The 23511-nt window shown below is 62.9% G+C and carries 24 protein-coding genes; 12 read left to right on the top strand and 12 right to left on the bottom strand.

Annotated elements, in window-relative coordinates; translation table 11 throughout:
- The first annotated feature begins 57 nt into the window (after positions 1-57).
- Entirely contained in the window at positions 58-672 is a 615-nt protein-coding gene (locus BGP02_RS06275; RefSeq protein ID WP_017235244.1) for a glutathione S-transferase family protein, read from the top strand.
- Between the two features lie 57 nt (positions 673-729).
- On the opposite strand, the gene BGP02_RS06270 is transcribed toward BGP02_RS06275, so the two are convergent.
- The 4 genes from BGP02_RS06270 to BGP02_RS06255 form a co-directional block, all read right to left on the bottom strand.
- Positions 730-1491: an ABC transporter permease gene (locus BGP02_RS06270; protein WP_026132215.1), complete on the bottom strand. Its 762-nt coding sequence runs from the start codon at positions 1489-1491 to the stop codon at positions 730-732.
- 8 nt (positions 1492-1499) lie between these two features.
- The gene (locus BGP02_RS06265) at positions 1500-2429 is read right to left on the bottom strand and encodes an ABC transporter ATP-binding protein (RefSeq protein ID WP_039830619.1); all 930 of its coding nucleotides are present in this window, start codon (positions 2427-2429) and stop codon (positions 1500-1502) included.
- A gap of 147 nt (positions 2430-2576) precedes the next feature.
- On the bottom strand, positions 2577-3005 hold the full coding sequence (locus BGP02_RS06260; RefSeq protein ID WP_017235247.1) for a VOC family protein: 429 nt from the start codon (positions 3003-3005) through the stop codon (positions 2577-2579).
- A gap of 60 nt (positions 3006-3065) precedes the next feature.
- Positions 3066-3485 carry a YybH family protein gene (locus BGP02_RS06255; RefSeq protein WP_017235248.1) on the bottom strand — a complete coding sequence of 140 codons (420 nt, stop codon included), beginning with the start codon at positions 3483-3485 and terminating at the stop codon, positions 3066-3068.
- Between the two features lie 165 nt (positions 3486-3650).
- On the opposite strand from BGP02_RS06255, the gene BGP02_RS06250 reads away from it, so the two are divergent.
- On the top strand, positions 3651-4322 hold the full coding sequence (locus BGP02_RS06250; protein WP_286798219.1) for a TetR/AcrR family transcriptional regulator: 672 nt from the start codon (positions 3651-3653) through the stop codon (positions 4320-4322).
- 70 nt (positions 4323-4392) lie between these two features.
- Here the strand turns inward: BGP02_RS06250 and BGP02_RS06245 are convergent, their stop codons facing one another.
- Positions 4393-5298: a LysR family transcriptional regulator gene (locus BGP02_RS06245; RefSeq protein WP_017235250.1), complete on the bottom strand. Its 906-nt coding sequence runs from the start codon at positions 5296-5298 to the stop codon at positions 4393-4395.
- A 218-nt stretch (positions 5299-5516) separates the two neighbouring features.
- Between BGP02_RS06245 and BGP02_RS06240 the strand changes: the two genes are divergently transcribed.
- Positions 5517-6275 (top strand): SDR family NAD(P)-dependent oxidoreductase, encoded by a 759-nt coding sequence (locus BGP02_RS06240; protein WP_268566725.1) that lies wholly within the window; start codon positions 5517-5519, stop codon positions 6273-6275.
- A gap of 45 nt (positions 6276-6320) precedes the next feature.
- Here BGP02_RS06240 and BGP02_RS06235 read toward each other — a convergent pair whose 3' ends face one another.
- Both BGP02_RS06235 and BGP02_RS06230 read right to left on the bottom strand, forming a co-directional pair.
- Complete coding sequence (locus BGP02_RS06235) at positions 6321-7277, bottom strand: DMT family transporter (protein WP_261938170.1); 957 nt, start codon at positions 7275-7277, stop codon at positions 6321-6323.
- Positions 7270-7749: an Lrp/AsnC family transcriptional regulator gene (locus BGP02_RS06230; protein WP_017234283.1), complete on the bottom strand. Its 480-nt coding sequence runs from the start codon at positions 7747-7749 to the stop codon at positions 7270-7272. The genes BGP02_RS06235 and BGP02_RS06230 overlap by 8 nt, the downstream gene beginning before the upstream one ends.
- A gap of 341 nt (positions 7750-8090) precedes the next feature.
- On the opposite strand from BGP02_RS06230, the gene BGP02_RS06225 reads away from it, so the two are divergent.
- From BGP02_RS06225 to BGP02_RS06215, 3 genes are all read left to right on the top strand, one after another.
- On the top strand, positions 8091-10319 hold the full coding sequence (locus BGP02_RS06225) for a TonB-dependent siderophore receptor (RefSeq protein ID WP_286798218.1): 2229 nt from the start codon (positions 8091-8093) through the stop codon (positions 10317-10319).
- A 189-nt stretch (positions 10320-10508) separates the two neighbouring features.
- Positions 10509-11093, top strand: a complete 585-nt coding sequence (locus BGP02_RS06220; RefSeq protein ID WP_286798217.1) for a TetR/AcrR family transcriptional regulator — start codon at positions 10509-10511, stop codon at positions 11091-11093.
- 135 nt (positions 11094-11228) lie between these two features.
- Positions 11229-11654, top strand: a complete 426-nt coding sequence (locus BGP02_RS06215) for an organic hydroperoxide resistance protein (protein ID WP_017234280.1) — start codon at positions 11229-11231, stop codon at positions 11652-11654.
- Positions 11655-11768: 114 nt separating this feature from the next.
- On the opposite strand, the gene BGP02_RS06210 is transcribed toward BGP02_RS06215, so the two are convergent.
- Together BGP02_RS06210 and BGP02_RS06205 are read right to left on the bottom strand one after the other, a co-directional pair.
- Complete coding sequence (locus BGP02_RS06210; protein WP_017234279.1) at positions 11769-12347, bottom strand: DUF1439 domain-containing protein; 579 nt, start codon at positions 12345-12347, stop codon at positions 11769-11771.
- 252 nt (positions 12348-12599) lie between these two features.
- On the bottom strand, positions 12600-12812 hold the full coding sequence (locus tag BGP02_RS06205; protein ID WP_017234278.1) for a SlyX family protein: 213 nt from the start codon (positions 12810-12812) through the stop codon (positions 12600-12602).
- A 102-nt stretch (positions 12813-12914) separates the two neighbouring features.
- Between BGP02_RS06205 and BGP02_RS06200 the strand changes: the two genes are divergently transcribed.
- On the top strand, positions 12915-13232 hold the full coding sequence (locus tag BGP02_RS06200) for a YnfA family protein (RefSeq protein WP_026132006.1): 318 nt from the start codon (positions 12915-12917) through the stop codon (positions 13230-13232).
- 5 nt (positions 13233-13237) lie between these two features.
- On the opposite strand, the gene BGP02_RS06195 is transcribed toward BGP02_RS06200, so the two are convergent.
- Both BGP02_RS06195 and BGP02_RS06190 read right to left on the bottom strand, forming a co-directional pair.
- Complete coding sequence (locus BGP02_RS06195) at positions 13238-14803, bottom strand: sensor domain-containing diguanylate cyclase (RefSeq protein ID WP_017234276.1); 1566 nt, start codon at positions 14801-14803, stop codon at positions 13238-13240.
- A 77-nt stretch (positions 14804-14880) separates the two neighbouring features.
- Positions 14881-15345, bottom strand: coding sequence for an Lrp/AsnC family transcriptional regulator (locus BGP02_RS06190; protein WP_017234275.1), 465 nt, complete (start codon positions 15343-15345; stop codon positions 14881-14883).
- 267 nt (positions 15346-15612) lie between these two features.
- Here BGP02_RS06190 and BGP02_RS06185 point away from each other — a divergent pair, with 267 nt between their 5' ends.
- The 5 genes from BGP02_RS06185 (at position 15613) to BGP02_RS06165 (ending at position 20780) form a co-directional block, all read left to right on the top strand.
- Positions 15613-16242 (top strand): LysE family translocator, encoded by a 630-nt coding sequence (locus BGP02_RS06185; RefSeq protein ID WP_017234274.1) that lies wholly within the window; start codon positions 15613-15615, stop codon positions 16240-16242.
- A 510-nt stretch (positions 16243-16752) separates the two neighbouring features.
- Positions 16753-17790: a ubiquinol oxidase subunit II gene (gene cyoA / locus BGP02_RS06180; protein WP_083902321.1), complete on the top strand. Its 1038-nt coding sequence runs from the start codon at positions 16753-16755 to the stop codon at positions 17788-17790.
- A 15-nt stretch (positions 17791-17805) separates the two neighbouring features.
- On the top strand, positions 17806-19785 hold the full coding sequence (gene cyoB / locus BGP02_RS06175) for a cytochrome o ubiquinol oxidase subunit I (RefSeq protein ID WP_026132005.1): 1980 nt from the start codon (positions 17806-17808) through the stop codon (positions 19783-19785).
- Between the two features lie 2 nt (positions 19786-19787).
- Complete coding sequence (locus BGP02_RS06170; protein ID WP_017234270.1) at positions 19788-20414, top strand: cytochrome o ubiquinol oxidase subunit III; 627 nt, start codon at positions 19788-19790, stop codon at positions 20412-20414.
- Positions 20415-20780 (top strand): cytochrome o ubiquinol oxidase subunit IV, encoded by a 366-nt coding sequence (locus tag BGP02_RS06165; RefSeq protein WP_017234269.1) that lies wholly within the window; start codon positions 20415-20417, stop codon positions 20778-20780. It abuts the gene before it with no gap.
- Positions 20781-21519: 739 nt separating this feature from the next.
- On the opposite strand, the gene BGP02_RS06160 is transcribed toward BGP02_RS06165, so the two are convergent.
- Positions 21520-23307 (bottom strand): peptidoglycan D,D-transpeptidase FtsI family protein, encoded by a 1788-nt coding sequence (locus BGP02_RS06160; RefSeq protein WP_017234268.1) that lies wholly within the window; start codon positions 23305-23307, stop codon positions 21520-21522.
- Between the last annotated feature and the right edge of the window lie 204 nt (positions 23308-23511).

Below are 23511 nucleotides of genomic sequence, written 5' to 3'. Positions count from 1 at the left end.
TTCAGCCCACGCAAGACCCTACGACCCGGCGGCGACTGCCGTCCTCAGGAGCAAGACATGCAATTGATCGGAATGCTCGATTCCCCCTACGTGCGCCGCACGGCGATTTGCCTGAAGTTGCTGGGCCTACCGTATGCGCATCACGCGCTCTCCGTGTTTCGAACGTTTGACGAGTTTGCCGAGATCAATCCGGTCGTGAAGGCCCCGACGCTCGTGACCGACGACGGCACGGTGCTCATGGACTCCACGCTGATCCTGCAATACCTGGAGACGCTGGTCGATCCGGCGCAGCGGCTTGTACCGAGCGATCCTGCCGAGCGTTTGCGCGCATTGCGCCTGACGGGCCTGGCCTTGGCGGCGTGCGAAAAGTCGGTGCAACTGGTGTACGAGCGCGAACTGCGTCCGAGCGAGAAGCGGCACGTCCCGTGGACCGATCGCGTGCGCAAACAGGTGCATGCAGCCTTTCACGCGCTGGAGGTCGAACTGGCGCAAGTGCCTATCGTGGCAACGCCGGACCGGATCGGCGAGCACGGCGTGACGATCGCCGTGGCATGGCGGTTCCATCACCTGTTGGTGCCGGAACTCGACTTCACGGCCGAGTTTCCGGAAGTCGCCAGCTTTTCCGTGCAGGCGGAAGCGCTCCCGGCGTTTCTCGAAACACCGCCGACCTGACCGACACGGCGGCGGCACACGCCCGGCGCCGGACGGCTTGCCGTCCGGCAGGCGGGGTCAGCTCTTGAGCCGGTAACCGGTCTTGAACATCCAGGCGACGATGCTCAGGAAGACGGCGAGGAAAACGAGCGTCATGCCCAGACTCACCCCGACGCTCACGTCCGCCAGCCCGTAGAAGCTCCAGCGAAAACCGCTGATGAGATACACAACCGGATTGAACAGCGTGACGGTACGCCAGAACGGCGGCAGGATGTGCGTCGAGTAGAAGCTACCGCCGAGAAAGGTGAGCGGCGTGATGATGAGCAGCGGCACGAGTTGCAGTTTCTCGAAGCCGTCGGCCCAGATGCCGATGATGAAACCGAGCAGGCTGAACGTCACGGCCGTGAGCACCAGGAACAACACCATCCATATCGGATGTTCGATGCGCAGCGGCACGAACAACGCGGCCGTGCCGAGCATGATCACCCCGAGCACGATCGACTTGGTGGCTGCCGCGCCCACGTAGGCAATCACGATCTCCATATACGACACCGGCGCGGAGAGGAGTTCGTAGATCGTGCCGGTGAAGCGCGGGAAATAGATGCCGAACGACGCGTTCGTGACGCTCTGCGTGAGCAGCGAGAGCATGATGAGGCCCGGCACGATGAACGCGCCGTAAGGCACGCCCTCGATTTCGGGAATGCGCGAGCCGATGGCCGCACCGAACACCACGAAGTACAGCGAGGTCGAGATGACCGGCGAGATGATGCTCTGCATCAGCGTGCGACGCGTGCGCGCCATCTCGAAGTTGTAGATCGCCCTGACGGCGTAGAAATTCATGGCGCGGCTCATCCTTCTTTCCTGTGCACGAGCGAGACGAAGATATCTTCGAGCGAGCTTTGCGTCGTATGCAGATCCTTCACCGAGATACCGGCGCGTTCCATGTCGCGCAGCAGGGTGGCGATGGACGTCTGCTCGATGTTGGCGTCATAGGTGAAGACGAGTTCGGTGCCGTTGGCGTCGAGCGTGAGGCCGTAGGCAGCCAGCGCCTCGGGCACGGCGCTGAGCGGCTCGGTCAGTTGCAACGTGAGTTGCTTGCTGCCCATGTGCCGCATCAGCTCGGTCTTCTCCTGCACGAGCGTGATCTGCCCGCCGGTGATGATGCCCACGCGATCGGCCATCTCCTCGGCTTCTTCGATGTAGTGCGTGGTGAGGATCACGGTCACACCGGTCTCGCGCAACGAGTTCACGAGACGCCACATGTCGCGACGCAACTCCACGTCGACCCCGGCGGTGGGCTCGTCGAGGAACAGCACGCGCGGCTCGTGCGAGAGCGCCTTGGCGATCAGCACGCGCCGCTTCATGCCGCCCGAGAGCTGCATGATGCGACTGTCCTTCTTTTCCCACAGCGAGAGCGAGCGCAGCACCTTTTCGATGTGCGCCGGATTTGCGGGCTTGCCGAACAGGCCGCGCGAGAACGAGACAGTGGCCCACACCGACTCGAACGAGTCCGTGGTCAGCTCCTGCGGAACCAGCCCGATGGCCTCACGCGCGGCACGGTAGTCCGTGACGATATCGTGACCGTCGACGGTGACCGTGCCCGAGGTCGGACGCACGATGCCGCAAATGGTGCTGATGAGGGTCGTTTTGCCGGCGCCGTTCGGGCCGAGCAGGGCGAAGATCTCGCCGCGCTGGATTTCCAGATTGATGTTCTTGAGCGCCTGGAAACCGGTCGCGTACGTCTTCGACAGATTCTGGATTGAGATCACGGATGGCATGGCGGCGACGATAGCACAGGCGTGAAGAACTTGTTGGGCACGCCGCGCGGGCGCAAAAAAGCGGGCAGCGGGGCCGTCGTCGGCGCCGATACCCGCCCACAGCAACGAAGCGAGCGGCCGGACAAGTGCCCGGCGCGCGCCGATACCTCAGCCCTTCGGCATTTCTTTCGGCACGATCACCATCCAGTTCATGCCGAAGCGGTCCTTGACCATGCCAAACGTCTTCGCGAAGAAGGTCTCGCCGAGCGGCATGTTGACCTCGCCGCCGTCGGCGAGCGCGTGGAAAGCCTTCTCGGCCGCGGCCACTTCAGCGAAGTCGACCGACAGCGAGAAGCCGTCGAACTTGGGCTTGCCGCTCACCATGCCGTCCGAGGCCATCACCATCGAATCGCCGAGGGTGAATTCGCCATGCATGATCTTGTTCTCACTTCCGGGCGGCAGCATCCCCGACGGGCACGGCTCAGGGCTCTCGCCGTAGCGCATGAGCATGCCGCGCTTCGCGCCCAGCACTTTCTCGTAGAACGCAATGGCTTCTTCGCAACGACCTTCAAAAAACAAATAGGAATGGACTTGCATGGAACGCTCCTCTCGATTCGGATAAAGGGGGGGGCGTGGCGACACCCCGGCAGACAAGGATTACGGTGCGAACGTCATGGGTACCGACGCGTGCTCGTGCACCACGCGCCAGCGACCTTGCGTCTTGCGATAGCCCACGGTCGCGCGCACGGTGGCGCCGTGCGTCTGTCCGTCGGGGCCGGTGTTGCGAACCACATTCACACTGTGGCTGAACGCCAGATCGCCGGCGTGCACGAGATGCCACTGCGTGACTTCGAAATGGATTGGCCCGACCGTGTGGCCGAACCAACCCTCGAGCAGACGGCGATACGCCTCGGTGCCGCGATGCTCGATGGGCGGCATCACGTCGAACACGACGACGTCAGGGTCGTAATGATCGAGCAGCGTGCCGACCGACTTGCTGCGCACGGCGTCGAGCCATGCCGAATGAATCGCCCGAATGGCGGCTTCGTCGCCGTGTGCAGGATACGTCTCAACCATAGTGCCTCCTGATGTAAAGCGAGTGACTTCTGGTGGGGAACGGCAACGGCGACGATACGCCCCTGCCGCCCGGTACATCGAGACATGATGCACCGCAACTTGTCTTTGTGGACAGTGTACACAAACAATAGCAGACATAATGGACACTGTCCACAAGGGGTTGTAATGACTGAACAGGTAACAACGGCCGGCCCGGCGCGCACGACATATCGACATGGCGACCTGCGCCGGGCGTTGCTCGAGGCCGGGATTGCGCTGGCACGCGAGGGCGGGCCGGATGCGGTTGTCTTGCGCGAGGCGACGCGCCGCGCCGGGGTCGTGCCGAATGCGGCGTACCGGCACTTCGCGAATCGTCAGGATTTGCTCGACGCCGTGCGCTCGGCGGCCCTGGCCGAATTGGCGGTGGCCATCGAACTTGAGTTGGCGGCACGGGAGACCTCGGCGCTCGACAGGGTTGCGCGCGCCCGCGCCGGGCTGCGTGCTGTCGGCATCGGTTATCTGCACTTCGCTCGCGCGCATCCGGGGCTGTTTCGAACGGCCTTTTCTCCGTCGGAGAATGTGCGTTCGGCGGCCGATCCGGCCAAGGCGGGGGCGAGCGGTCTCAACCCGTTCGAACTGCTGGGGGCGGCGCTCGACGGTATGGTCGCGGCCAAGCTCATCGACGCGGCACAGCGACCCGGCGCGGAGTATCTGGCCTGGGCGGCCGTGCATGGATTGTCCGTGCTGGTCATCGACGGCCCGCTGCGCGATCTGCCCGACGATCAGGTCGACGGGTTGGGGCAGCGCCTCGTCGCAATGGTCGAGCGGGGGCTATCGCAAGGGGGGGAGTGTCAGTGAGGCGCAGACAGCCGCAATGGTCGTCGCGTGGGGCATTTGCCCACCGACTTCAACAGATGGCAACGCAACATTAAATCGCCGTCAGACGTGGTGTCAGTAAGTCGGCGAGCCAGTTCATGAACACCTGGGCGCGCCGGGGCAGGTGACGGCGGTTCGCATACAGCAAGGTGACCGCCAGCGGCTGCGCTTGAAACTCCGGCAGCACGGCTTGCAGCGTGCCGTCGGCCAACAGCCCTCGCACGCCGCTCTCGGGCGCCTGAATCAGCCCGAGTCCGGCGAGGCACGCCGCTTGATAGGCGTCGGCATTGTTCACGGTCAGTACGCCTTCCATTGGCCACTGCGCATAGCGTTCGCCGTCGAAGTATTCCCAGCCCACGGGGCGAGCGCCCAGCGTCGTCGCGTAATGGATCAGTCGATGCGAGCGCAGGTCGTCGAGCGAGCGCGGTATGCCGTAGCGGGCGAGATACGCCGGGCTCGCGACGTTGATCTGCCGCATGTGGCCGAGCGGTCGCGCGATCAGCGTCGAATCGGCGACGGCGCCCACGCGCAGCACGCAGTCGAATCCTTCGCGCACGAGATCGACACGCCGATCGGTGCTCGACAGTTCAAGGCGCAGGGCCGGATGTTGCGCCAAGAAGGCGGGCAGTTGCGGAATGACGGTCGTACGCGCGAGCGTGGCAGGCAAATCGACGCGCAGACGGCCTGTCAGCGCTTCGTCGCGCGCGACGAACATCGTCTCCCACTCTTCCATGTCGGCGAGCAAATCCTGGCATCGCTCAAGGCACGCTTGGCCATCTTGCGTGAGTTGCACGCGTCGTGTGGTCCGATGCAGCAGGCGCGTGCCCAGCTTGGCCTCCAGTTGCTTGATGGCATTGGAGACGCTGGCGCGAGGCAGGCCAAGACTGTCGGCGGCCTGCGTGAAGCTGCCGGTCTGCGTAACACGCACGAAGATGCGCATGGCGTCGAGCTGATGCATGGTAAGCGACGGTCGATCCAATCGTTGATTGTTATGGAAATTTGATCAGTGTAATCAATTATTGCGGGTTTATTGGTGAAATTCGTTGCAATAACCTGTTGAACATACCGCCGCACCTCAACCTGCCGTCTGTCACCGACATCGAACGGCACGGGTGTCGATGGGGTTCAACAGGGCGTTGCCAACCGGCAAGGCCCAACGCCTTCAGGAGAAATACCATGACTCGCAAAATCGTTCTCATCACCGGTGGCAGCCGCGGCCTGGGCCGCGCGTCGGCGCTCGCAGCGGCACGTCGCGGAATCGACGTCATCCTCACCTATCGCAGCCAGCGCGCGGAAGCCGACGCGGTGGTGGCTGAGATCGTCGCGCTGGGTGCGAAAGCCGTGGCCTTGCCGCTCGACGTGTCGGATGCCTCGCAGTTCGGCCCGTTCGCCGCGCAAATCGGGCGCGTGTTGGGCGATGTCTGGCAGCGCGATACGTTCGATTTCCTCGTCAACAACGCCGGAACGGGCTTGCACGCGCCATTCGTCGAGACGACCGAAGCGCAGTTCGACGAGCTCGTGCGGCTGCACCTGAAGGGACCGTATTTCCTCACGCAGACGTTGCTGCCGCTGATCTCGGACGGCGGACGCATCCTGAACGTCTCGAGCGGTCTGGCGCGATTCTCGCTGCCGGGCGCGTCGGCCTACGCGATGATGAAGGGCGGTATCGAGGTGTTTTCGCGCTACCTGGCGAAGGAGTTGGGCGCGCGCGGTATTCGAGCCAATACGGTGGCGCCGGGCGCCATCGCGACGGACTTCAACGGCGGCACGGTGCGTGACAATCAGGGCGTCAATCAGATGGTGGCCGCGAACACGGCGCTGGGCCGCGTGGGCGAGGCCGACGACATCGGCGGCATTGTGGCGGCGCTGCTGGCCGACGAGACCGGCTGGATCAATGCCCAGCGCATCGAGGCGTCGGGCGGGATGTTCGTCTGACGGCCGACGGCCTCATGGGAGCCTCAGTGAGGGGGCGGTGAGGCATCAGTGAGCGGGACGGCGTGAGCGCATCGAACCGGACCAGGCCACGGCGCCGACGATGCACACACCGCCCGCGGCCATCTTGAGCGTGGGCGAGGTGCCGAACAGCGCCCATGCGAAGGCGATGGCGTAGACCGGCTCGAGGGCGATGACGACCGCGGCCTGGCTGGCTTTGACGGTGCGCAGCGCATGGATGAACAGCGTGTAGGCGAGGGCGGTGCACACGACGCCGAGGCATGCGAGCCACCCCCATTGCGTCGCGGGGAGCGACAGTGCCTCGCGCCAGGTGAACGGGCCGAGCACGAGCAGGATGCCGAAGCATTGCCACCAACTGGCCTGCAGCGGCGAGACCTGCGCGCCCAGCACGCGATTGGACAGGGCGATAACGGCGTAGAGGGCGCCGGAGAACACTCCCCACGCGAGACCGACGGTTGCCCCGGCGCGCCAGTCGAACGCCGGGGTGACGAGCGCCAGTCCGACGCACACGAGTGCGATGACGCCCGCGTCGCCCAAGGTGGGGCGCTCGCGACGCAATGGCCATTCAAGCAGGATCACGAACGCCGGGAAGCAGGCGAAGCCGAGCGTGCCGACGGCAACGCCGCCCGCTTTGATCGCCAGGAAGAACGCGAGCCAATGCGCGCCGAGGAGCCCGCCGGCGAGGATGAGTCGCAACGCCGAGGCGGGCGAGAGCCCGCGCCACGGCGCGCCGCCCGCGACCCGCGCGGCACTGCGCATGCCCGCCAGACCTGCGAGGGCAATGACGCTCAGCGCAAGCCACGAAAAGAGGCCGCGACCGAAGACGATCATCGCGCTGCTCGCGGCAATGTGCTCGCCGAACAGTGCCGAAGCGCCGAACAACATGGCCGCGACGTGCAAGGCGATCTGCTGGCCGGCCCCGCCGTGCGGGGGCTGGCCGGCGTCGGACGTCGCGAACGTAGCGGGGGACGCGGCCTCAGGCATCGCCGGAGCGGTCGGGCACCGGGACGGCCGTGGTGTACAAGACCTGCTTGAGCGCGAAACTGGAGCGAATGTTGCGGATGCCCGGGATGCGGGAGAGCCGATCGGTGATGAGCGTCTCGTAGGCACTCATGTCGCTGACCATAACGCGCAGGAGGTAATCGGCGTCGCCCGACATCAGGTAGCACTCCATGACGTTGGGCAATGCGGTGACGGCCGTTTCGAACGCATCCAGACCGTCGCGATTCTGGTTTTCGAGCGTGACGTGGATGAAAACGTTGATGTGCAACCCGAGCCGGGACGGATCGAGCAGCGTGACGCGCTGGCGAATGTAGCCCGCCGCTTCGAGCGCTTTCACGCGCGCCAGGCAAGGCGACGGCGAGAGGTTCACGCGCGAGGCGAGTTCTACGTTGGTGAGGCGGGCGTCCGCTTGCAGCTCCCGCAAAATCTTCAGATCAATGGCGTCGAGGTCCATACCACATTGCACGCGCGCCCCGGATGAGGGTCGGCGGTCCAGTCAATTAGCCGCTCGGTCGGCGACAGTGCCGCAATACTAGCCTATTTGACACGGTTTCCGATGCGCCGGTCAGACCACCGCCCCGAAACCACCGCCGCGGCAACTGTCCGGCAGCGTCGTTTGCCAACATTCCCTTCCTGTATGGGATGGAAATGTTGTATTTCCGTGTTGTCCCGCGACGCCGATCTTCAACACTTGTTGACGATACGTGAACGTTTGTTAATATTCCGATTTTTGAATGAGAATGTTAACGATTCGCATTCAATAAATATTTCAAATCGTCACTCGGGATTTGCAGCATGACCTTCGCTTACCATCACGGCGCCTCGGGGGAGGCTGGCCGCACCGCTACGGGCAACGTCGTCGTTCCCCGAAGCCGTCTGGCGCCGCTCGCGCTGGCCGCACTCCTGGCCTTTGTCGCCGCACCGGCCATCGCCCAGTCGATGGCGGCCACGTCCACGGATGGAACGACAACCGACGCCGATGCCCAAGCCACGCTCCAGGCCACAACGGTGACCGGCTCGGCCCTGCGTGAAACGCCGCAGAACCTCAAGCAGCCAGTGCAATCCGGCGCGCTTGGCTCGCGCAGCCAGCTCGATACGCCGTTCTCCACAACGGTAGTCAGCCAGGAGCAGCTCGAACAACGCCAACCCGCGAAGCTTGGCGACGTGTTCTCGACCGACGCCTCGGTGACCGACGGCAGCAACGCCTTCGACGCCTGGGCCGGTTACATCTATGTGCGCGGCATGCCGATCGACTGGCAATCCGGCTTCAAGCTCGACGGGATGCCCGTGATGACCTACGGTGTGACGATGCCGTACGAGCAGTTCGACCGCGTGGAACTGCTCAAGGGGTTGTCCGGTTTCATGTACGGTTTCGTTGCCCCGGGCGGTGTCGTCAACTATGTGACGAAAAAGCCGACGGACGAGCGCATCGCCAGCGTCGATGTCGGTTTCCATTCGAACGGCATCTGGCGCGAGCATGTCGATCTCGGGGGGCGTGCCGGGCCGAACGACATGTTCGGCGCCCGGCTGAATTACACGCACGAGGAAGGCCGCACCTATTCGGACGGCAATCTGAATCGCGACACGGTGTCGCTCGCGCTCGACGCACGTTTGACGCCCGACCTGACGTGGAACTTCGGCGCGATGTACCAGGATCGCCGGGCGACAGGCACCACGCCCTCGCTCTCGACGGCGTCCTTCCAGGGCCATCAGTTGCCGGGGCCGATCAATGTGTCGAACGCGAATCTTCAGACGCAGGCCACGCATCTGAACACCATCACGCAGTTCTACACGACCGGCCTGCAATATCAGTTGAATCCGGACTGGAAGGTGTCGGCCAACTTCGCCTACAACAAGTCGACGCGCGACCGTAACGAAGCCACGCTCTATTTGCTCAACGGCGCAGGCGACTTCCGTGGCCTGAACGATCTGGGCGACGAAATCAATACGTTCCACGCGTGGCAGGTGGCGGCCGAGGGCAAGGTTCGTACGGGGCCGCTCGCGCACCAGCTCACGTTCGGCTACGCATCGCAGTATCAGACGAACGACTACGCGTATCTGTACAGCCCGGTCACCGCGAACGCGTATGTTCCCTTCTCGACATACTCGGGCAATCTGTACCAGGGGGCGTCGTATCAGTTCTTTGGCGACGGCTCGACGCTCCAGGCGCAACGCGCCAGCGCCATTGAACAGCGCTCGGTCTTCGCCTCCGACACGGTACAGATCACGGATCGACTGTCGGTGCTCGGTGGCGCGCGCTTCACGAACTACGATCAGACGAACGCGCAGGGGATCTCGACCTACTCGACGAACGGTGTGTTCACGCCGACGCTCGCCGTCATGTACAAGCTCGCGCCGAACACGACGGCGTACGCCAGCTATGTGGAAGCGCTGGAGGCTGGCGAAGTGGTGGGGGCGACCTACGCCAACGCGGGCGCGGTGCTCAACCCGTTCAAGAGCCGTCAGTACGAGGTTGGCGTGAAGACGGAACAGGCCACATGGAGCACGACGGCGGCGCTCTTCCGCATTGAACGGGGTGCGGTATACACGAACAGCGCCAACGCGCGCGTCTCGGATGGCCAGTCGATCTACCAGGGGATCGAGTTGGCCGGGGCGGTGAAGCTGGGGCCACGGTGGACGCTCGGCGCCAGCGCCATGGCGCTCGATAGTTGGTACGCCCGTACGAACGGTTTCGACGGCAACCGGGTGGGCGGCGCGCCGCGCTTCGTGCTCTCGGGCAACGTCGAGTACAAGGTGCCTTACGTGCCGGGTCTGTCGGTCGGGGGCGATATTCGCTACAACGGTCGCACGGCACTCAATCCGCAGAACTCGCTGACCGTCTCGGGCTATACGTTGATCAACCTCGGCGCAACCTACCGCACGCGCGTCGCAGGTAAGGACGTGACGCTGCGCGCGGCGGTGAGCAACCTGACCAACCGCAAGTATTGGGAATATCAGTACGACAACTACATCAAGCCGGCCGACCCGCGCATGGTCAGCCTGAACGCGAAGATCGACTTCTGAGCAACGTCGGACACCTGGCGAGATTTGGCCATTCATGGAGCAGCGGCTCGCAAGATTCGCTGTTTGTCTTCTTGGGCGCCGTACATGGCAGGGGGGGGCGCCCCGGCTATGGCCTTCATTGAAAAAATCCATCGATCGATCCGATAAAACGGCTTGACTATCTATCTACTGATAGATAAAGTTCGTTTCATGAATCGCACAAACACATCGCCAGCCACACCGACCGTCAAGGAACAACTGCTGGAGCATGCGCAGCGGTTCCTGATGACGCGGGGCTACAACGGCTTCAGCTATCGGGATCTTGCTGAGCAAGTCGGGGTCAAGACGTCGAGCATCCACTATTACTTCCCGGCCAAGGAAGATCTCGTACTCGAAGCCATCAAGGCTTACGACGCGTCGATCAACGAAGGGCTGGCGAGCATCGACGAGGCGCTGCCGCCTGCGCAGAAGCTGGCGTTGTATGCGCGAGGATTCGGGCGCATCGCGGCCGACGGGCATCGGATCTGTCTGTGCGGCATGCTGGCGGCCGACATCGAAACGCTGCCGGAGACGGTTCGCGAAGCGGTGCAGCGATTCTTCGCGTATCACGAAGCGTGGTTGGCACGTGTGCTGGCCCAGGGCGTGGCAGACGGTTCGCTCACGCTGACGTCGTCGCCCGATGGCACTGCGCGTGCGCTGTTTGCCGGGTTTCAGGGGAGCGTGATGGCTTCCCGTTTGTTCCGGGCGCCGTCGCGCCTGGAGGATGTGGTGGCGTCGGTGTGCGGCGTCGCTTGAGTTGACGCCGGCTCGCACGAGCCGGCCAGCGGATGTCAGAGGGGTCGTCGGGCCGGAAGGCAACGCCGGGAAGGTGTGCCGGGCTGGGGCGATCGAAGTTTGGAAGTGAAATTCTCTACTCACCAGGAGTTCGTTATGTCGATCGAAAAAGTGCTGTACACCGCCCATGCCACCGCGACCGGAGGCCGTGATGGCCGTGCCGTGTCGTCCGACGGCGTGCTTGACGTCAAGCTGGTCGTACCCAAGGAAATGGGCGGCGCGGGCGTTGGCGGCACGAATCCGGAACAACTGTTTGCCGCCGGTTACTCGGCCTGCTTCCTGGGCGCGCTGAAGTTCGTGGCGGGCAAGGAAAAGATTGCGCTGCCCGCCGACACGAAGATCGACGGAAGCGTCGGAATCGGTCAGATCCCGACGGGCTTCGGCATTCAGGCGGAACTGAAGATCAGCGTGCCGGGCGTGGATCGCGCGACGGTCGAAGCGCTGGTGCAGAAGGCACACATCGTGTGCCCGTACTCGAACGCCACGCGTGGCAACATCGACGTGACGCTGACGGTGGTCTGAGTTCGTGGCGTTCCCGGTCTCACGCGCAAGCGCGACGCCGGAGAACCCTGCGGCATAAGGCAAGGGCAGCCCGCGGGCTGCCCTTGTTCTTTTGCGACACGGCGCGCGATCCTGTCACTTCGTTTTGACTTCGACCTTGATGCCGTCGGACAGCACGGTGATGGCGCCCGGCTCGACATCGCGTCCGCCATAACGCAATTGCTCGGGTTTGAATGTATAGATCGGATACTGATTGAGTACTTGCTGGGCGAGAGAGCCGCCAATGGCCGTCAATTGTTGGTCGTATGCCGGGGGCATGCCGTTCACATCCACACGCTCGACGTTCGGGTTGTCGAGCAACACGGCGCGTTTGACCGGGTCGTATTTCAGCGCGCTCGACAGGCTCAGCACGCCAGCGAGCGGCTGGCCTTGCAGCAAGACGTTCTGCAATTGCGCGTCGATCTGCGTGATGACGCGATTGGCCTGCGGGTTGAAGCCGATTTTCGGATGCGTCAGTTCGACGGACAGCAGTTGGCCGTAGTTGAGCGTGGTCGGGAAGCGCTTGCCGACGGCCGCCTCGATGTCCTGACGTGTCATCGTGTACTCGCCGGTCCAGATGTTGTACGCGGCATTGGCCGGGCGCATGAGCGGGGCGAGCGCAAGGCCGAGGAGCCCCGCCGCCGTCAGGCGCAGCGCGTCGCGGCGCGAGGTCACGGAAGTGTCCGAGGTGTCGGTGGGGAGGAGGCGACGAGGCGGGCGGTAAGCGGTCATGTTACGAAGGTCCGAGGGACGGGCACGGCACGGCGCGGCCATGCCTGAATCGTCGATGATGATGTGACCCGGACGACGCAGAATCGTTCTGCGTGCGGCAATTGCCCGTGCGAACCGTGTCAATCCGTGCCCACGCACGTTCGTCTTCGCGCAACGGCGCTACCGGCTCGCCAGTTCGATCCGGTTCGATCCAGTTCAATAATGCGGCGGGACTTCATGACGTGGATTGCCATCGTTTCCCCCCTGTCCCTGCGACTGCATCTGCTGGTACAGCGCCTTGATCTGCTTTTGCAGCAAATCGAGCTGCTGCTCCTGACGCGTGACGATGTCGTTGAGGGTTTCGAGCAAATCCTCCTGAAACGCCGCCTTGACTTCGAGTTCGACGACGCGTGCTTCCAACGATTCCATGAGCTTCTCCGGTAGACGCGGCATTGTAGGCCACCCGGCGCTTCGCCAGTCGATGCTGCCTGCGATATGACGCATTCGATTCGCGCCGGGCATAATCGCACGATGAAAACCTTCCTGCTTTATGTCGTCACGGCGGTGGCGGAGATCGTCGGCTGCTATTTGCCCTGGCTGTGGCTCAAGCACGATCGCAGCGCATGGCTGCTTGTGCCGGGGGCGATGTCGCTCGCGCTTTTCGCGTGGCTGCTGACGCTGCATCCGTCGGCGGCCGGTCGTGTTTATGCGGCGTACGGCGGCGTTTATATCAGCGTGGCGATCGTGTGGCTATGGCTCGTGGACGGGGTGCGCCCAACGCCGTGGGACATGGCCGGTGTGGCCATTGCGTTAGCGGGCATGAGCCTGATCGCGTTCCAGCCGCGCTAGTCGCTTCAGTCGCGACTGCCGCCACCGCTCATCTCGCCGGTGCCGGACGGCAGTCCATCGAGCACACGCCGTTCGTTCATGGTGCCGGCGTAGTGATTGCGCTTTTCTTCGTACATCAGCAAATCGGCCCGTTGGGTCGTGGCTTCGAGCCGCTCTCCAGCCTCGCACGTCGCCATCCCCATCGAGAAGGAGAGCGCCGTGCCAGGGTAGAACGAGTTGTTCAACTCCACGAGTTGGCGAATGCTCTCGATCAGCGTCGCGCCACTCGTCGCATCGGTGGAGGGCAGCAGCAACGCGAATTCGTCACCGCCGATGCGCGCCGCGATCTGCGGGGCGGTGACCGCTTTGCCCAACACCTCGCCCGCACGGCGTAGCAGCGCGTCGCCTGCGGCGTGCCCTAGCTGATCGTTCACGGTCTTCAGGCCGTTCAGGTCGGCGACGATCACCGTCACCGGATAGGGCCCCTTGCGCTCCAGCCGATTGAGTTCGTCGACATAGAACGAGCGGTTGCGCAGCTTGGTCAGCACGTCGTGCTTGCCGAGGAATTCGAGATACGACTCGGCCTTCTTGCGCGCGGTGATGTCAGTGAGCGCCACGAGCACCAGGTCCCAGCGCGCCTCGTGACCGGGCAGCACCGCGAATTGCAGATGAACGTTGATCTCGTTGCCATCGAGCGCGTAGTTGACGACTTCGCGCTGCTGGAACAGCTTGTTCTCCCACAGGTCGACCAACTGCTCGCGGAAATTGTGTCGCATGTCGTCGCGGAACACTTCGGGCAGGCGGGCGAGCAGCGAGGCCTTGTCGGGCGCGACGAACATCGCGAGCGTATGGCGATTCACGTCGAGCACGTGGATCTCGGTCATGCACCGTTCCACGAATTCGGGGTGAACGTCGGTAAACGTGCGGAAGTCCGTGATGCCACGCGCACGGGCGTCGTCGAGCAACAACTTGATGGCGCTGAAATCCTCGACCCAAAGCGAGACTGGCGAGTATTCGAACAGCCCGCGTGCGTATTGCTCGCCCATCGTCACGCGCTCGCGGGCGTGTTCGAGTTCGGTCACGTTTTCCAGCGAGATCAGCACGCGTCCCAGCGTGGCTTCGTGCCCGGGCAGGACCGAGCCGTTCAGGAGCACATCGAGACGCCGGCCATCGAGCGTGTAGTTGACCGTCTTGCTCGTGAAGTGTGTACGGCCGTCCCACAACTGGCAAAGCTCTTCGATGTGGGTCTTGAGCATGTCGTCGCGGAAGATGCGCGGCAGGCCGGCCACGAGCGCGTCGAGCGATGGGGCGTTGAACATCGACAACGTTCGTCGATTGACCTTGATGACACGAATGCGCCGCGAGCAAGCGGCGACGTGCGCCGGGTCGATCCTGAAGTGGGCGCGCAGGTCGGTGACCCCTTGCGCGCGCCATTCGTCGAACAGTTGCCTCACACCGCTGAAGTCCTCGAGCCAGAGCGAAACGGGCGCGAGATCGAACATCAGGGCGTCATCGTTGGCGGCGCTGGCCCCGAGCGCATTGCGCGGCAGGGAGGTCGGCTGGGAGGGTACGACGGGCGTGGCGTCCGGCATGAGGCACCTGAGGTCTGCTAAGTCGAGTCAGTCCGCCATTCTACGGGCAAATGCGCGCCACGCCGCCGAGAGTCGGATTAGAGCAACGGCGCACCGGTATCGCGTTTGACTTCTCGCAGCGACAGCATCGATTCGATTGACGAGACGCCGGGCAGGGCGCGCAGCACGTCGCGCGTAAACATGCCGTAATCGTCGAGATCCGTGGCAACCACCTCCAGCAGGTAATCGGCGCTGCCGGAGATGTTGTGGCACGACACGATGCGCTCGATGGCCTGGACTTCGCGCTCGAACTGCTCGGACAGCGCGCGGTCATGCACGGCGAAGCGCACATGCACGAATGCCGTCACGCCCAGCCCCAGCGCGCGGTTCGAAAGTTCTGCCCGATAGCTGGTGATATAGCCCTCGGCTTCGAGCCGTTTCAGACGTCGCGCACAGGGTGTTTCGGACAGCGACACACGTTCGGCGAGCCGGGCGTTGGAAATGCGGCCATCGCGCTGGACGATGGAGAGAATCGCCCGATCGATGGCGTCGAGTTCGTTCATGATGAGTATCCCGCTACGAAAGCTACTACAAAGATGGCATTCCACCACGATCTGCAATTTCCGGAAAGTGTTGCCCTCATCCTTCCGGATTAGGTTGATTGTCGCGGGTGTGACCTCTAACTTGGTGAGACTCCAATGTGAAATGCACTTTATTGGTGAAATAAGCTAAATTATTAAAGAATTGTGAGTGAAAAACGCTGTGTATCGCTCGTTGAATAGCGAGATCATGAGGTTCGTTTCCGCCATTGCGGCCGTCAGGGGAAAATCATGGTTTCGCTGCAGTTGCTCACCGTCTTCGTCGGTGCGTTGATCGTCGTCTACGCGTTGCCGGGCCCGGATATGGCGCTCGTCATGCAGACGAGCATGACGCGAGGGGTGCGGCACGGATTGGCGACGGCGGCCGGCTTGGCGCTGGCGCGTGCCGGGCACGTAACGCTCTCGGCCTGCGGCGTGGCGGCGTTGTTGCGTTCGGCGCCGTGGCTCTTCGAGACGGTGCGCATCGCGGGCGCGATCTATCTGGCGTGGGTGGCGATCCAGATCTGGCGTTCTCCGGCGTTCGGCATCGAGGCCGCGGCCGCGCCGACCGACGCTGCACCGCCGCTCGCGCATGCCGTGCGGCGCGGTGTGCTCTCCAGCGTGCTCAATCCGAAGGCGCTGCTGTTCTGTTCGGTGCTGCTGCCCCAGTTTGTCCGCGCCGAAGCCGGGCCCATGTGGTCGCAGGTGCTCGAACTGGGTGTACTGCTGCTGGTCGTGGGTGCGATCTTCGACGTGACGCTCGCCTTCGGTGCCGCCCGCATCGCCCGCTGGCTGCGCACCCGTCCGCTGGCACAAAAAGTCCAACGCTGGTCGTTCGGCGCGGCGCTCCTGGCGTTCGCCGTGCGCCTGTCGCTGGATTGAAACGCCGGGCCAACGTCCTCAGCTGCCTTCCCTTCCTCTCGATGCACCAATTCGGTGCGTTTCGCTGCGACACGGCAAATGGAGGTGCGACACAACGTCGCACCTCTTGAAATCTAAGAACCTTCCCGAATTGCTGCATTGCACAGCGTTTACCGCCAAACACGTGCCGATCTGCTTTGAAAACGTCGCGCGCGTATGCGTGAGGGCTGCGCGACACATTGTCGCGCCGGTGTGTGTGCGATGTCCGGCCTAATTAAACTTCGGCATAATGCCGCACCGTGATGGAAGTAAAAGACAAGAAGTCGGGCAGTGACTTGAGGTCTTCGGGGCGGCAACCCGCCCCGGTTCCCGTCTTTTCGATGACACAGTCGTCGTAGTTCGGCCGGTGCAATATCGGCGCGGCGACTGCTCCCGTCTCACCTTAACCCTTGCCAACCTCCTGCGACCCTGCATCAGGCCGGTAAGCCCGTGTTGCGCCGTTCGTTGGCCAACTCAACCCTGTCGTGTGACATGAAGAAACACAGAAACCCGCGATTGCTAAGGCTCCTCGCCCTGTGCTCGCCGCTGCTTTTGGCTGGCTGCGACATGGCCGTTCTCAACCCCAAGGGGCAGATCGGAGAAGAGACCAAATCCCTGATTCTCACGGCCACCTGGCTGATGCTGATCGTCGTGATTCCGGTCATCTTGATGACGCTGTGGTTTGCGTGGAAATATCGCGCGAGCAACAAGGCGGCCCGCTACGAACCGAACTGGTCGCACTCCACGGCCATCGAGGTCGTGGTCTGGCTCGTGCCGATCATCATCATTGCGATCCTCGCGCGCATCACCTGGGTCTCCACCCACGAACTCGATCCTTACAAGCCGCTGCAAAGCGATGTGAAGCCGATCACGGTCGAAGTGGTGTCGATGAACTACAAGTGGTTGTTCATCTACCCGGAGCAAGGGATTGCGTCGATCAACGAGTTGGCCGTTCCGGTCGATACCCCCGTGAATTTCAAGATCACGTCGGAATCGATCATGAACTCGTTCTTCATTCCGCAATTGGGTAGCCAGGTCTACTCGATGGCCGGTATGCAGACGAAGCTGCACTTGATCGCCAACCACGTCGGTGCGTACGACGGCATTTCGGCGAACTACAGCGGCGGCGGCTTCTCGGGCATGCGTTTCAAGACGTTGGCGATGACCGACAACGACTTCGAGCAATGGGTGACAAAGGTGCGCGAGTCGAAGAAGGTGCTCGACCGCGACGCCTACGCATCGCTCGTGCCGATGAGCGAGAACACGCCGGTCACGTACTACAGCTCGGTCGACGCGAACCTGTTCCAGTCGATCGTGCACGCCCCCATGGCATCCGGCATGGCCCAGCAGCAGGACGGCCATGAGAACCACGGTGCCATGGACATGAAGGGCATGGACATGAAGATGGACATGAAGGGTGCGGCCAACGACACCGCGACGGCACCGGCCGCCGCGATGACCATGGCCATGGACAATGCCGGCGCGCATGCGATGCACGCCGGTGCGTCTGCGCACGCGCACAAGGAGTAAACAACAATGTCAACGCTGTTTGGCAAACTGACTCTCGAAGCCATCCCGTACCACGAGCCGATCATCGTCGGCGCGGTCGGCATGATGGTGCTGGGGGGGCTGGGCATCATTGGGCTGCTCACCTACTTCGGCAAGTGGAAGTACCTGTGGAACGAATGGGTCACGTCGGTCGATCACAAGAAGATCGGCATCATGTACGTGCTCGTCGCGCTCGTTATGCTGCTGCGCGGCTTTGCCGACGCCTTGATGATGCGTACGCAGCTCATGCTCGCGCACAACTCGCCGGGCATTCTCCCGCCGGAGCACTACGACCAGATCTTCACCGCCCACGGCGTGATCATGATCTTCTTCGTGGCGATGCCGTTCATGACGGGTCTCGTCAACCTCGTGGTGCCGCTGCAGATCGGCGCCCGCGACGTGGCATTCCCGTTCCTGAACACGCTCTCGTTCTGGCTGTTCGTGGCCGGCGCAGCGCTGGTGAACCTGTCGCTGGGCGTGGGTGAATTCGCGCGCACGGGCTGGCTGGCTTACCCGCCGCTCTCGGGCATTCAATACAGTCCGGGCGTGGGGGTGGATTACTACATCTGGGCCTTGCAGATCTCGGGTCTGGGGACGTTGCTCACGGGTGTGAACTTCGTCGTCACGATTCTGAAGATGCGTGCGCCGGGCATGAACCTGATGAAGATGCCGGTCTTCACGTGGACCTCGCTGTGCACGATGGTGCTGGTGTGCGCCGCGTTCCCGGTGCTGACGGTGACGCTGGCGCTGCTATCGCTCGACCGCTACCTCGACTTCCATTTCTTTACGAATGAGTTGGGCGGCAATCCGATGATGTACATCAACCTGATCTGGATCTGGGGTCACCCGGAGGTGTACATCCTGATTCTGCCGGCGTTCGGTATGTTCTCGGAGATCATCTCGACGTTTTCGGGCAAGAAGCTGTTCGGCTACAAGTCGATGGTGTACGCCACGGCTGCGATCATGGTGCTGTCGTTCCTCGTGTGGGCGCACCACTTCTTCACGATGGGCTCGGGTGCCAACGTGAACGCGTTCTTCGGTATCGCGACGATGATCATCTCGATCCCGACCGGCGTGAAGATCTTCAACTGGCTTTTCACGATGTACCGCGGTCGCGTACAAATGACCGTGCCGGTGCTGTGGACGCTGGGCTTCATCGTCACGTTCGTGATCGGTGGCATGACGGGGGTGCTGCTGGCCGTGCCGGGCGCCGACTTCGTGCTGCACAACTCGCTGTTCCTGATTGCTCACTTCCACAACGTGATCATCGGTGGCGTGCTGTTCGGTTACATCGCCGGGATGAACTACTGGTTCCCGAAGGCCTTCGGCTTCAAGCTCGACGAGCGTCTGGGCAAGGCAAGCTTCTGGTGCTGGCTGATCGGCTTCTACCTCGCGTTCATGCCGCTGTACGTGCTGGGCTTGATGGGCATGACCCGTCGCCTGAACCACTACGAAAACGCTGCGTGGCAGCCGTGGCTGATCGCCGCGTGGGTGGGGGCACTGTTCATCGCCGCCGGTATCGGTTTCCAGGTGCTGCAACTGGTCGTCTCGATCAAGAACCGCAAGGCGCTGGCCGACACGACGGGCGATCCCTGGAACGGCCGTACGCTGGAATGGATGACGTCGTCGCCGCCGCAGTTCTACAACTTTGCCGAAGAGCCGCGCGTGCATGACATCGACGAGCTGGCCTATCGCAAGGCCCACGGCATCAAGGGCGATCTGAAGACGAGCTACGCACCGATCCACATGCCGAAGAATACCGGCGCCGGTTTCATCATCAGTGCGTTCTCGCTGGTGTTCGGTTTCGCGGCCATCTGGCACATCTGGTGGCTGGCCATCGTCGGCTTCGTCGGCATGATCGTGACCTTCATCTGCCGCAGCAACGACGATTCGATCGACTACTACGTGCAGTCGCCGGAAGTGGTGGCCATTGAAACGGCTCACCATCAGGCACTGGCCGCAGCAGCAAAGGCTTAATCATGACGAGCGAAGTTCTCAAACACTCTGGCGCGCATGCCGATGCGCATGCGCACGACCACGCGCACCACGACACCGGTGGCAACACGATCTTCGGTTTCTGGGTGTACCTGATGACCGACCTGGTGCTGTTCGCCGGCCTGTTCGCCACCTTTGCGGTGTTGCGTGACTCGTCTGCGGGCGGCCCGACGGGCAAGGAACTGTTCGACCTGAAGTTCGTGCTGGTCGAAACGTTCATCCTGTTGTTCTCGTCGATCACCTATGGCTTTGCCATGGTGGGGCTGCACAACGGCAAGAAGAGCACGGTACTGGGCTGGCTGGCGGTGACCTGGTTGCTGGGTGCCGGGTTTATCGCGATGGAACTGTATGAGTTCCACCATCTGATTCTGGAAGGTGCGGGCCCGAACCGTAGCGGTTTCCTGTCGTCGTTCTTTGCCCTGGTGGGCACCCACGGTCTGCACGTGGCCTCGGGCCTGCTGTGGATGGCCGTGCTGATGTTCCAGATCGGCAAGAAGGGTCTGAACTCGACCACCACCACGCGCCTGCAATGCCTGTCGCTGTTCTGGCACTTCTTGGACGTGGTGTGGATTGGCGTGTTCACGGTCGTGTACCTGATGGGAGCGATGTAAATGAGCAATACGAAATCGGTGCAATCGCACGGCCACGACGCTGGCCACAATGCGGCCGGGGGTAGCCACGGCAGCGTGAAGTCGTACCTGATCGGCTTCGTGCTCGCGGTGATCCTCACGGTCGTGCCGTTCAAGCTGGTGATGGATGGCACGATGCCGCCGTCGACGGTGCTGCCGCTGATTCTCGGCGCGGCCCTCGTGCAGATCATCGTCCATCTGATCTACTTCCTGCACATGGACCGTTCGTCGGAACAGCGCTGGAACGTGATGGCCTTCGCGTTCACGATCCTGATCGTGTCCATCGTGCTGGTCGGCTCGCTGTGGATCATGCACAACGCCAACACACTGATGATGCCGGGGATGTAAGGCTTCTTCAGAACTTGTCTGCGTTTCTTCGGACAAGTGAGAGAAAGGCGGCGCCGGTTTCGGGGCCGCCTTTTTCTTTTTGGGGCGCTTTCGAGGGGCGGCCTTCCAGCCGATTTCCGAGCCGACTCGCTAACCGGTTTCGGTGAATGATTCGACGCGTTGCCGGGGGGGGCACGGGCTTGTGCGTGCCGTTTGGCGCCTCAGTACGCAAAAAAGGCAGTTCGAGTCATCGAACCGCCTTTTTTGCTCACACCTTCCCGATCCGTCGACACCGCCCGCTCATTCACCCCCAACGCCCCCGCAATCCCCCATACCCGCGACGCTTGCCGGTACCCTGACTGCGCTCCACTTTAAAGTCGCTCCGTCAGGGCACCGGCAAGCGTCGCTCACGCATCTTGTCTCACCACCCGCCTTGGTTGTCCCATGGGGGCGTCGCATCGCAATCGTTGACGGATCGGGGGCGGCGGCACGGTTCGCTCACGCGTCCTGTTTTACCAGCCACCTCGGTCGCCCGACGGGGGGCGTCGCATCGTGTGCATTGACGTATCGGGTTGGGGGCCGCCCGCGGTGCGACTTAACAGGCATTGGAGTGCCGCGGGCGGCCCCCAACCCGATTTACCGCTGGCGTTGGAAGCGACCGGGCGCATCAGGACATACGGGCGCATCAAGACATACGGGCGCAACACGGAGCTACGAGGCACTACAAGACGCTACGAACCGATATCAAGCCCACGAAGCCCTATCCGTGCGACGCCGCCTTGTCATCCGGCGGCGTATCCGACGTCGGCGCGGCGAGGATGACCCCGGGCCGCACCGGCAGATCCGGACGAATCCCCAGCAGCGGCAACGCCTGCGATGCAATCTCCGCAAACGCCGGTCCCGCCGCCTGACCGCCAAAGTGCTGCGACGCCTTCGGCTCATCCACCGATACCGCAATCACCAGGCGCGGTGCCGACAACGGCGCGATCCCCACGAACGATGCCCGATACTTCGAGTGATCGTATCCGTGCGCGCCCGCCTTGTAAGCCGTACCGGTCTTGCCGCCAATGCTGTAACCGGCGACCTGCGCCGTCGTGGCCGTCCCGCCCGTATCGACCACGCCCGCCAGCATCTGACGCATTTCAGCCGCCGTGTGCGCGTCGATCACCCGCACGCCCTCGGGCTGCACCGGCGTATCCGGCTTGATGATGGTGATGGGCACGAGCACCCCATCGTTGGCAAAGATCGTGTACGCGCGCGCCAACTGGAACAGCGACGCCGAGATCCCGTAACCGTACGCCATCGTGGCCTGCTCAATCCGCCGCCACGATTTGTACGGACGCAAACGCCCCGATACCGCCCCCGGGAACCCCAGCTTCGGCTGCTGACCCAGTCCGATCTCGGTGAACATGTCCCACATTTCCTCCGCCCGCAACATCGTCGACACCTTGGTCATGCCGATGTTGCTCGACTTCTGAATGACACCCGCCGCCGTCAACACGCCATTCGCGCTGTCGTCGCTGATGGTCGCGCCTTCGAAGACGTATCGCCCGGGCCCCGTGTCAATGAGCGTGGTCGGCGTGAGCCGATGCAGGTCCAACGCCAGCGCCATGGTGAACGGCTTGAGAATCGAGCCCGGTTCGAAGACATCCGTGAACACGCGGTTGCGCAATTGCTCGCCCGTCAAATGCGCTCGGTCGTTCGGGTTGTAGGTCGGCAAGTTGGCCAGCGCCAGCACCTGACCGGACTTGGCATCGATGACGACCGCCATCGCCGCTTTCGCCCCCGTGCGTTCCAGTGCATTCTTCAACGCCTCGTAGGCGATGTACTGCACACGTGTATCCAGCGTCAGGCGAATGTCCTTGCCGTCTCGCGGCGGGCTGGAGTCGTCGAGGTCCTGAATGGTCCGGCCGATGCGGTCCTTGATGACGCGTCGCACGCCCGCCTTGCCCTCGAGCAAGGGCTCCTCGCCCAGCTCCATGCCCTCCTGACCCTTGTCTTCGACATTGGTGAAGCCCACCACATGTGCCGCGACTTCGCCTTCGGGGTAGAAGCGCTTGTATTCGCTGCTTTCGTACACGCCGGGGATGCCCAGGACTTCCATCTGTTTGCCGATCTCCGGCGAGACCTGACGCTTCACATAGACGAACTTCTTCTCGCCGATGAGCTTGGCGCGCAGTTCCTTCGCGGGAATGTCGAGCAGTTTGCTGGCCTTCTGCAGGGCACTGTCGGACAAGTCGTCCGGCACCTCGGCCGGTACCGCCCAGATGGTGCGCATCGGCAGGCTGGTCGCGAGTACGCGGCCGTCGCGATCCTCGATCTTGCCGCGCACCGCAGGCATGACAATGGTGTGCTCGTATCGCTTTTCGCCCTGCGCGATATAGAAACTATTGCCCGGGCCGGCAATCCAGAACGCTCGTGCGACCAGTCCGATGAACGCGAGGGTGATCGTGATGACGACGAACTTGGAGCGCCACATCGACATGCGCGACTGCAATACCGGACTGGAAGCGAACGTAACGTCCTTGGGCTGGCGATTCTTTTGCATGGCGCTCGCGGGGCGGTGAGAGGCGTGAACAGCAATGAGCCCGTCGACAAACTCTGGCTCAGATTCTAGGCGAGATAGCGTAGCACGCAAGTGACTGTTGTAATAGCGCAAAGGCCCCGTCAGACGGGGCGTTCCGGGATTTTTTCGACGGCATGGTCGCCGTCTCTCGAACCGGTGTCGGCAGATAAAACCGGACGCGGAATG

This window comes from Pandoraea sp. 64-18, assembly GCF_001899225.1.
GTDB lineage: Bacteria > Pseudomonadota > Gammaproteobacteria > Burkholderiales > Burkholderiaceae > Pandoraea > Pandoraea cepalis.
The sequence above is the reverse complement of the archived record's forward strand: the minus strand, read 5'-3'. Positions and strand labels throughout refer to the sequence as shown.

What these genes read in the sequence shown, in the direction of transcription:
- BGP02_RS06275 (WP_017235244.1), top strand. Translation starts at nt 58, where the DNA reads ATGCAATTGATCGGAATGCTCGATTCCCCCTACGTGCGCCGCACGGCG.
- BGP02_RS06270 (WP_026132215.1), bottom strand. Translation starts at nt 1,491, where the DNA reads ATGAATTTCTACGCCGTCAGGGCGATCTACAACTTCGAGATGGCGCGC.
- BGP02_RS06265 (WP_039830619.1), bottom strand. Translation starts at nt 2,429, where the DNA reads ATGCCATCCGTGATCTCAATCCAGAATCTGTCGAAGACGTACGCGACC.
- BGP02_RS06260 (WP_017235247.1), bottom strand. Translation starts at nt 3,005, where the DNA reads ATGCAAGTCCATTCCTATTTGTTTTTTGAAGGTCGTTGCGAAGAAGCC.
- BGP02_RS06255 (WP_017235248.1), bottom strand. Translation starts at nt 3,485, where the DNA reads ATGGTTGAGACGTATCCTGCACACGGCGACGAAGCCGCCATTCGGGCG.
- BGP02_RS06250 (WP_286798219.1), top strand. Translation starts at nt 3,651, where the DNA reads ATGACTGAACAGGTAACAACGGCCGGCCCGGCGCGCACGACATATCGA.
- BGP02_RS06245 (WP_017235250.1), bottom strand. Translation starts at nt 5,298, where the DNA reads ATGCATCAGCTCGACGCCATGCGCATCTTCGTGCGTGTTACGCAGACC.
- BGP02_RS06240 (WP_268566725.1), top strand. Translation starts at nt 5,517, where the DNA reads ATGACTCGCAAAATCGTTCTCATCACCGGTGGCAGCCGCGGCCTGGGC.
- BGP02_RS06235 (WP_261938170.1), bottom strand. Translation starts at nt 7,277, where the DNA reads ATGCCTGAGGCCGCGTCCCCCGCTACGTTCGCGACGTCCGACGCCGGC.
- BGP02_RS06230 (WP_017234283.1), bottom strand. Translation starts at nt 7,749, where the DNA reads ATGGACCTCGACGCCATTGATCTGAAGATTTTGCGGGAGCTGCAAGCG.
- BGP02_RS06225 (WP_286798218.1), top strand. Translation starts at nt 8,091, where the DNA reads ATGACCTTCGCTTACCATCACGGCGCCTCGGGGGAGGCTGGCCGCACC.
- BGP02_RS06220 (WP_286798217.1), top strand. Translation starts at nt 10,509, where the DNA reads ATGAATCGCACAAACACATCGCCAGCCACACCGACCGTCAAGGAACAA.
- BGP02_RS06215 (WP_017234280.1), top strand. Translation starts at nt 11,229, where the DNA reads ATGTCGATCGAAAAAGTGCTGTACACCGCCCATGCCACCGCGACCGGA.
- BGP02_RS06205 (WP_017234278.1), bottom strand. Translation starts at nt 12,812, where the DNA reads ATGGAATCGTTGGAAGCACGCGTCGTCGAACTCGAAGTCAAGGCGGCG.
- BGP02_RS06200 (WP_026132006.1), top strand. Translation starts at nt 12,915, where the DNA reads ATGAAAACCTTCCTGCTTTATGTCGTCACGGCGGTGGCGGAGATCGTC.
- BGP02_RS06195 (WP_017234276.1), bottom strand. Translation starts at nt 14,803, where the DNA reads ATGCCGGACGCCACGCCCGTCGTACCCTCCCAGCCGACCTCCCTGCCG.
- BGP02_RS06190 (WP_017234275.1), bottom strand. Translation starts at nt 15,345, where the DNA reads ATGAACGAACTCGACGCCATCGATCGGGCGATTCTCTCCATCGTCCAG.
- BGP02_RS06185 (WP_017234274.1), top strand. Translation starts at nt 15,613, where the DNA reads ATGGTTTCGCTGCAGTTGCTCACCGTCTTCGTCGGTGCGTTGATCGTC.
- cyoA (WP_083902321.1), top strand. Translation starts at nt 16,753, where the DNA reads ATGAAGAAACACAGAAACCCGCGATTGCTAAGGCTCCTCGCCCTGTGC.
- BGP02_RS06170 (WP_017234270.1), top strand. Translation starts at nt 19,788, where the DNA reads ATGACGAGCGAAGTTCTCAAACACTCTGGCGCGCATGCCGATGCGCAT.
- BGP02_RS06165 (WP_017234269.1), top strand. Translation starts at nt 20,415, where the DNA reads ATGAGCAATACGAAATCGGTGCAATCGCACGGCCACGACGCTGGCCAC.
- BGP02_RS06160 (WP_017234268.1), bottom strand. Translation starts at nt 23,307, where the DNA reads ATGCAAAAGAATCGCCAGCCCAAGGACGTTACGTTCGCTTCCAGTCCG.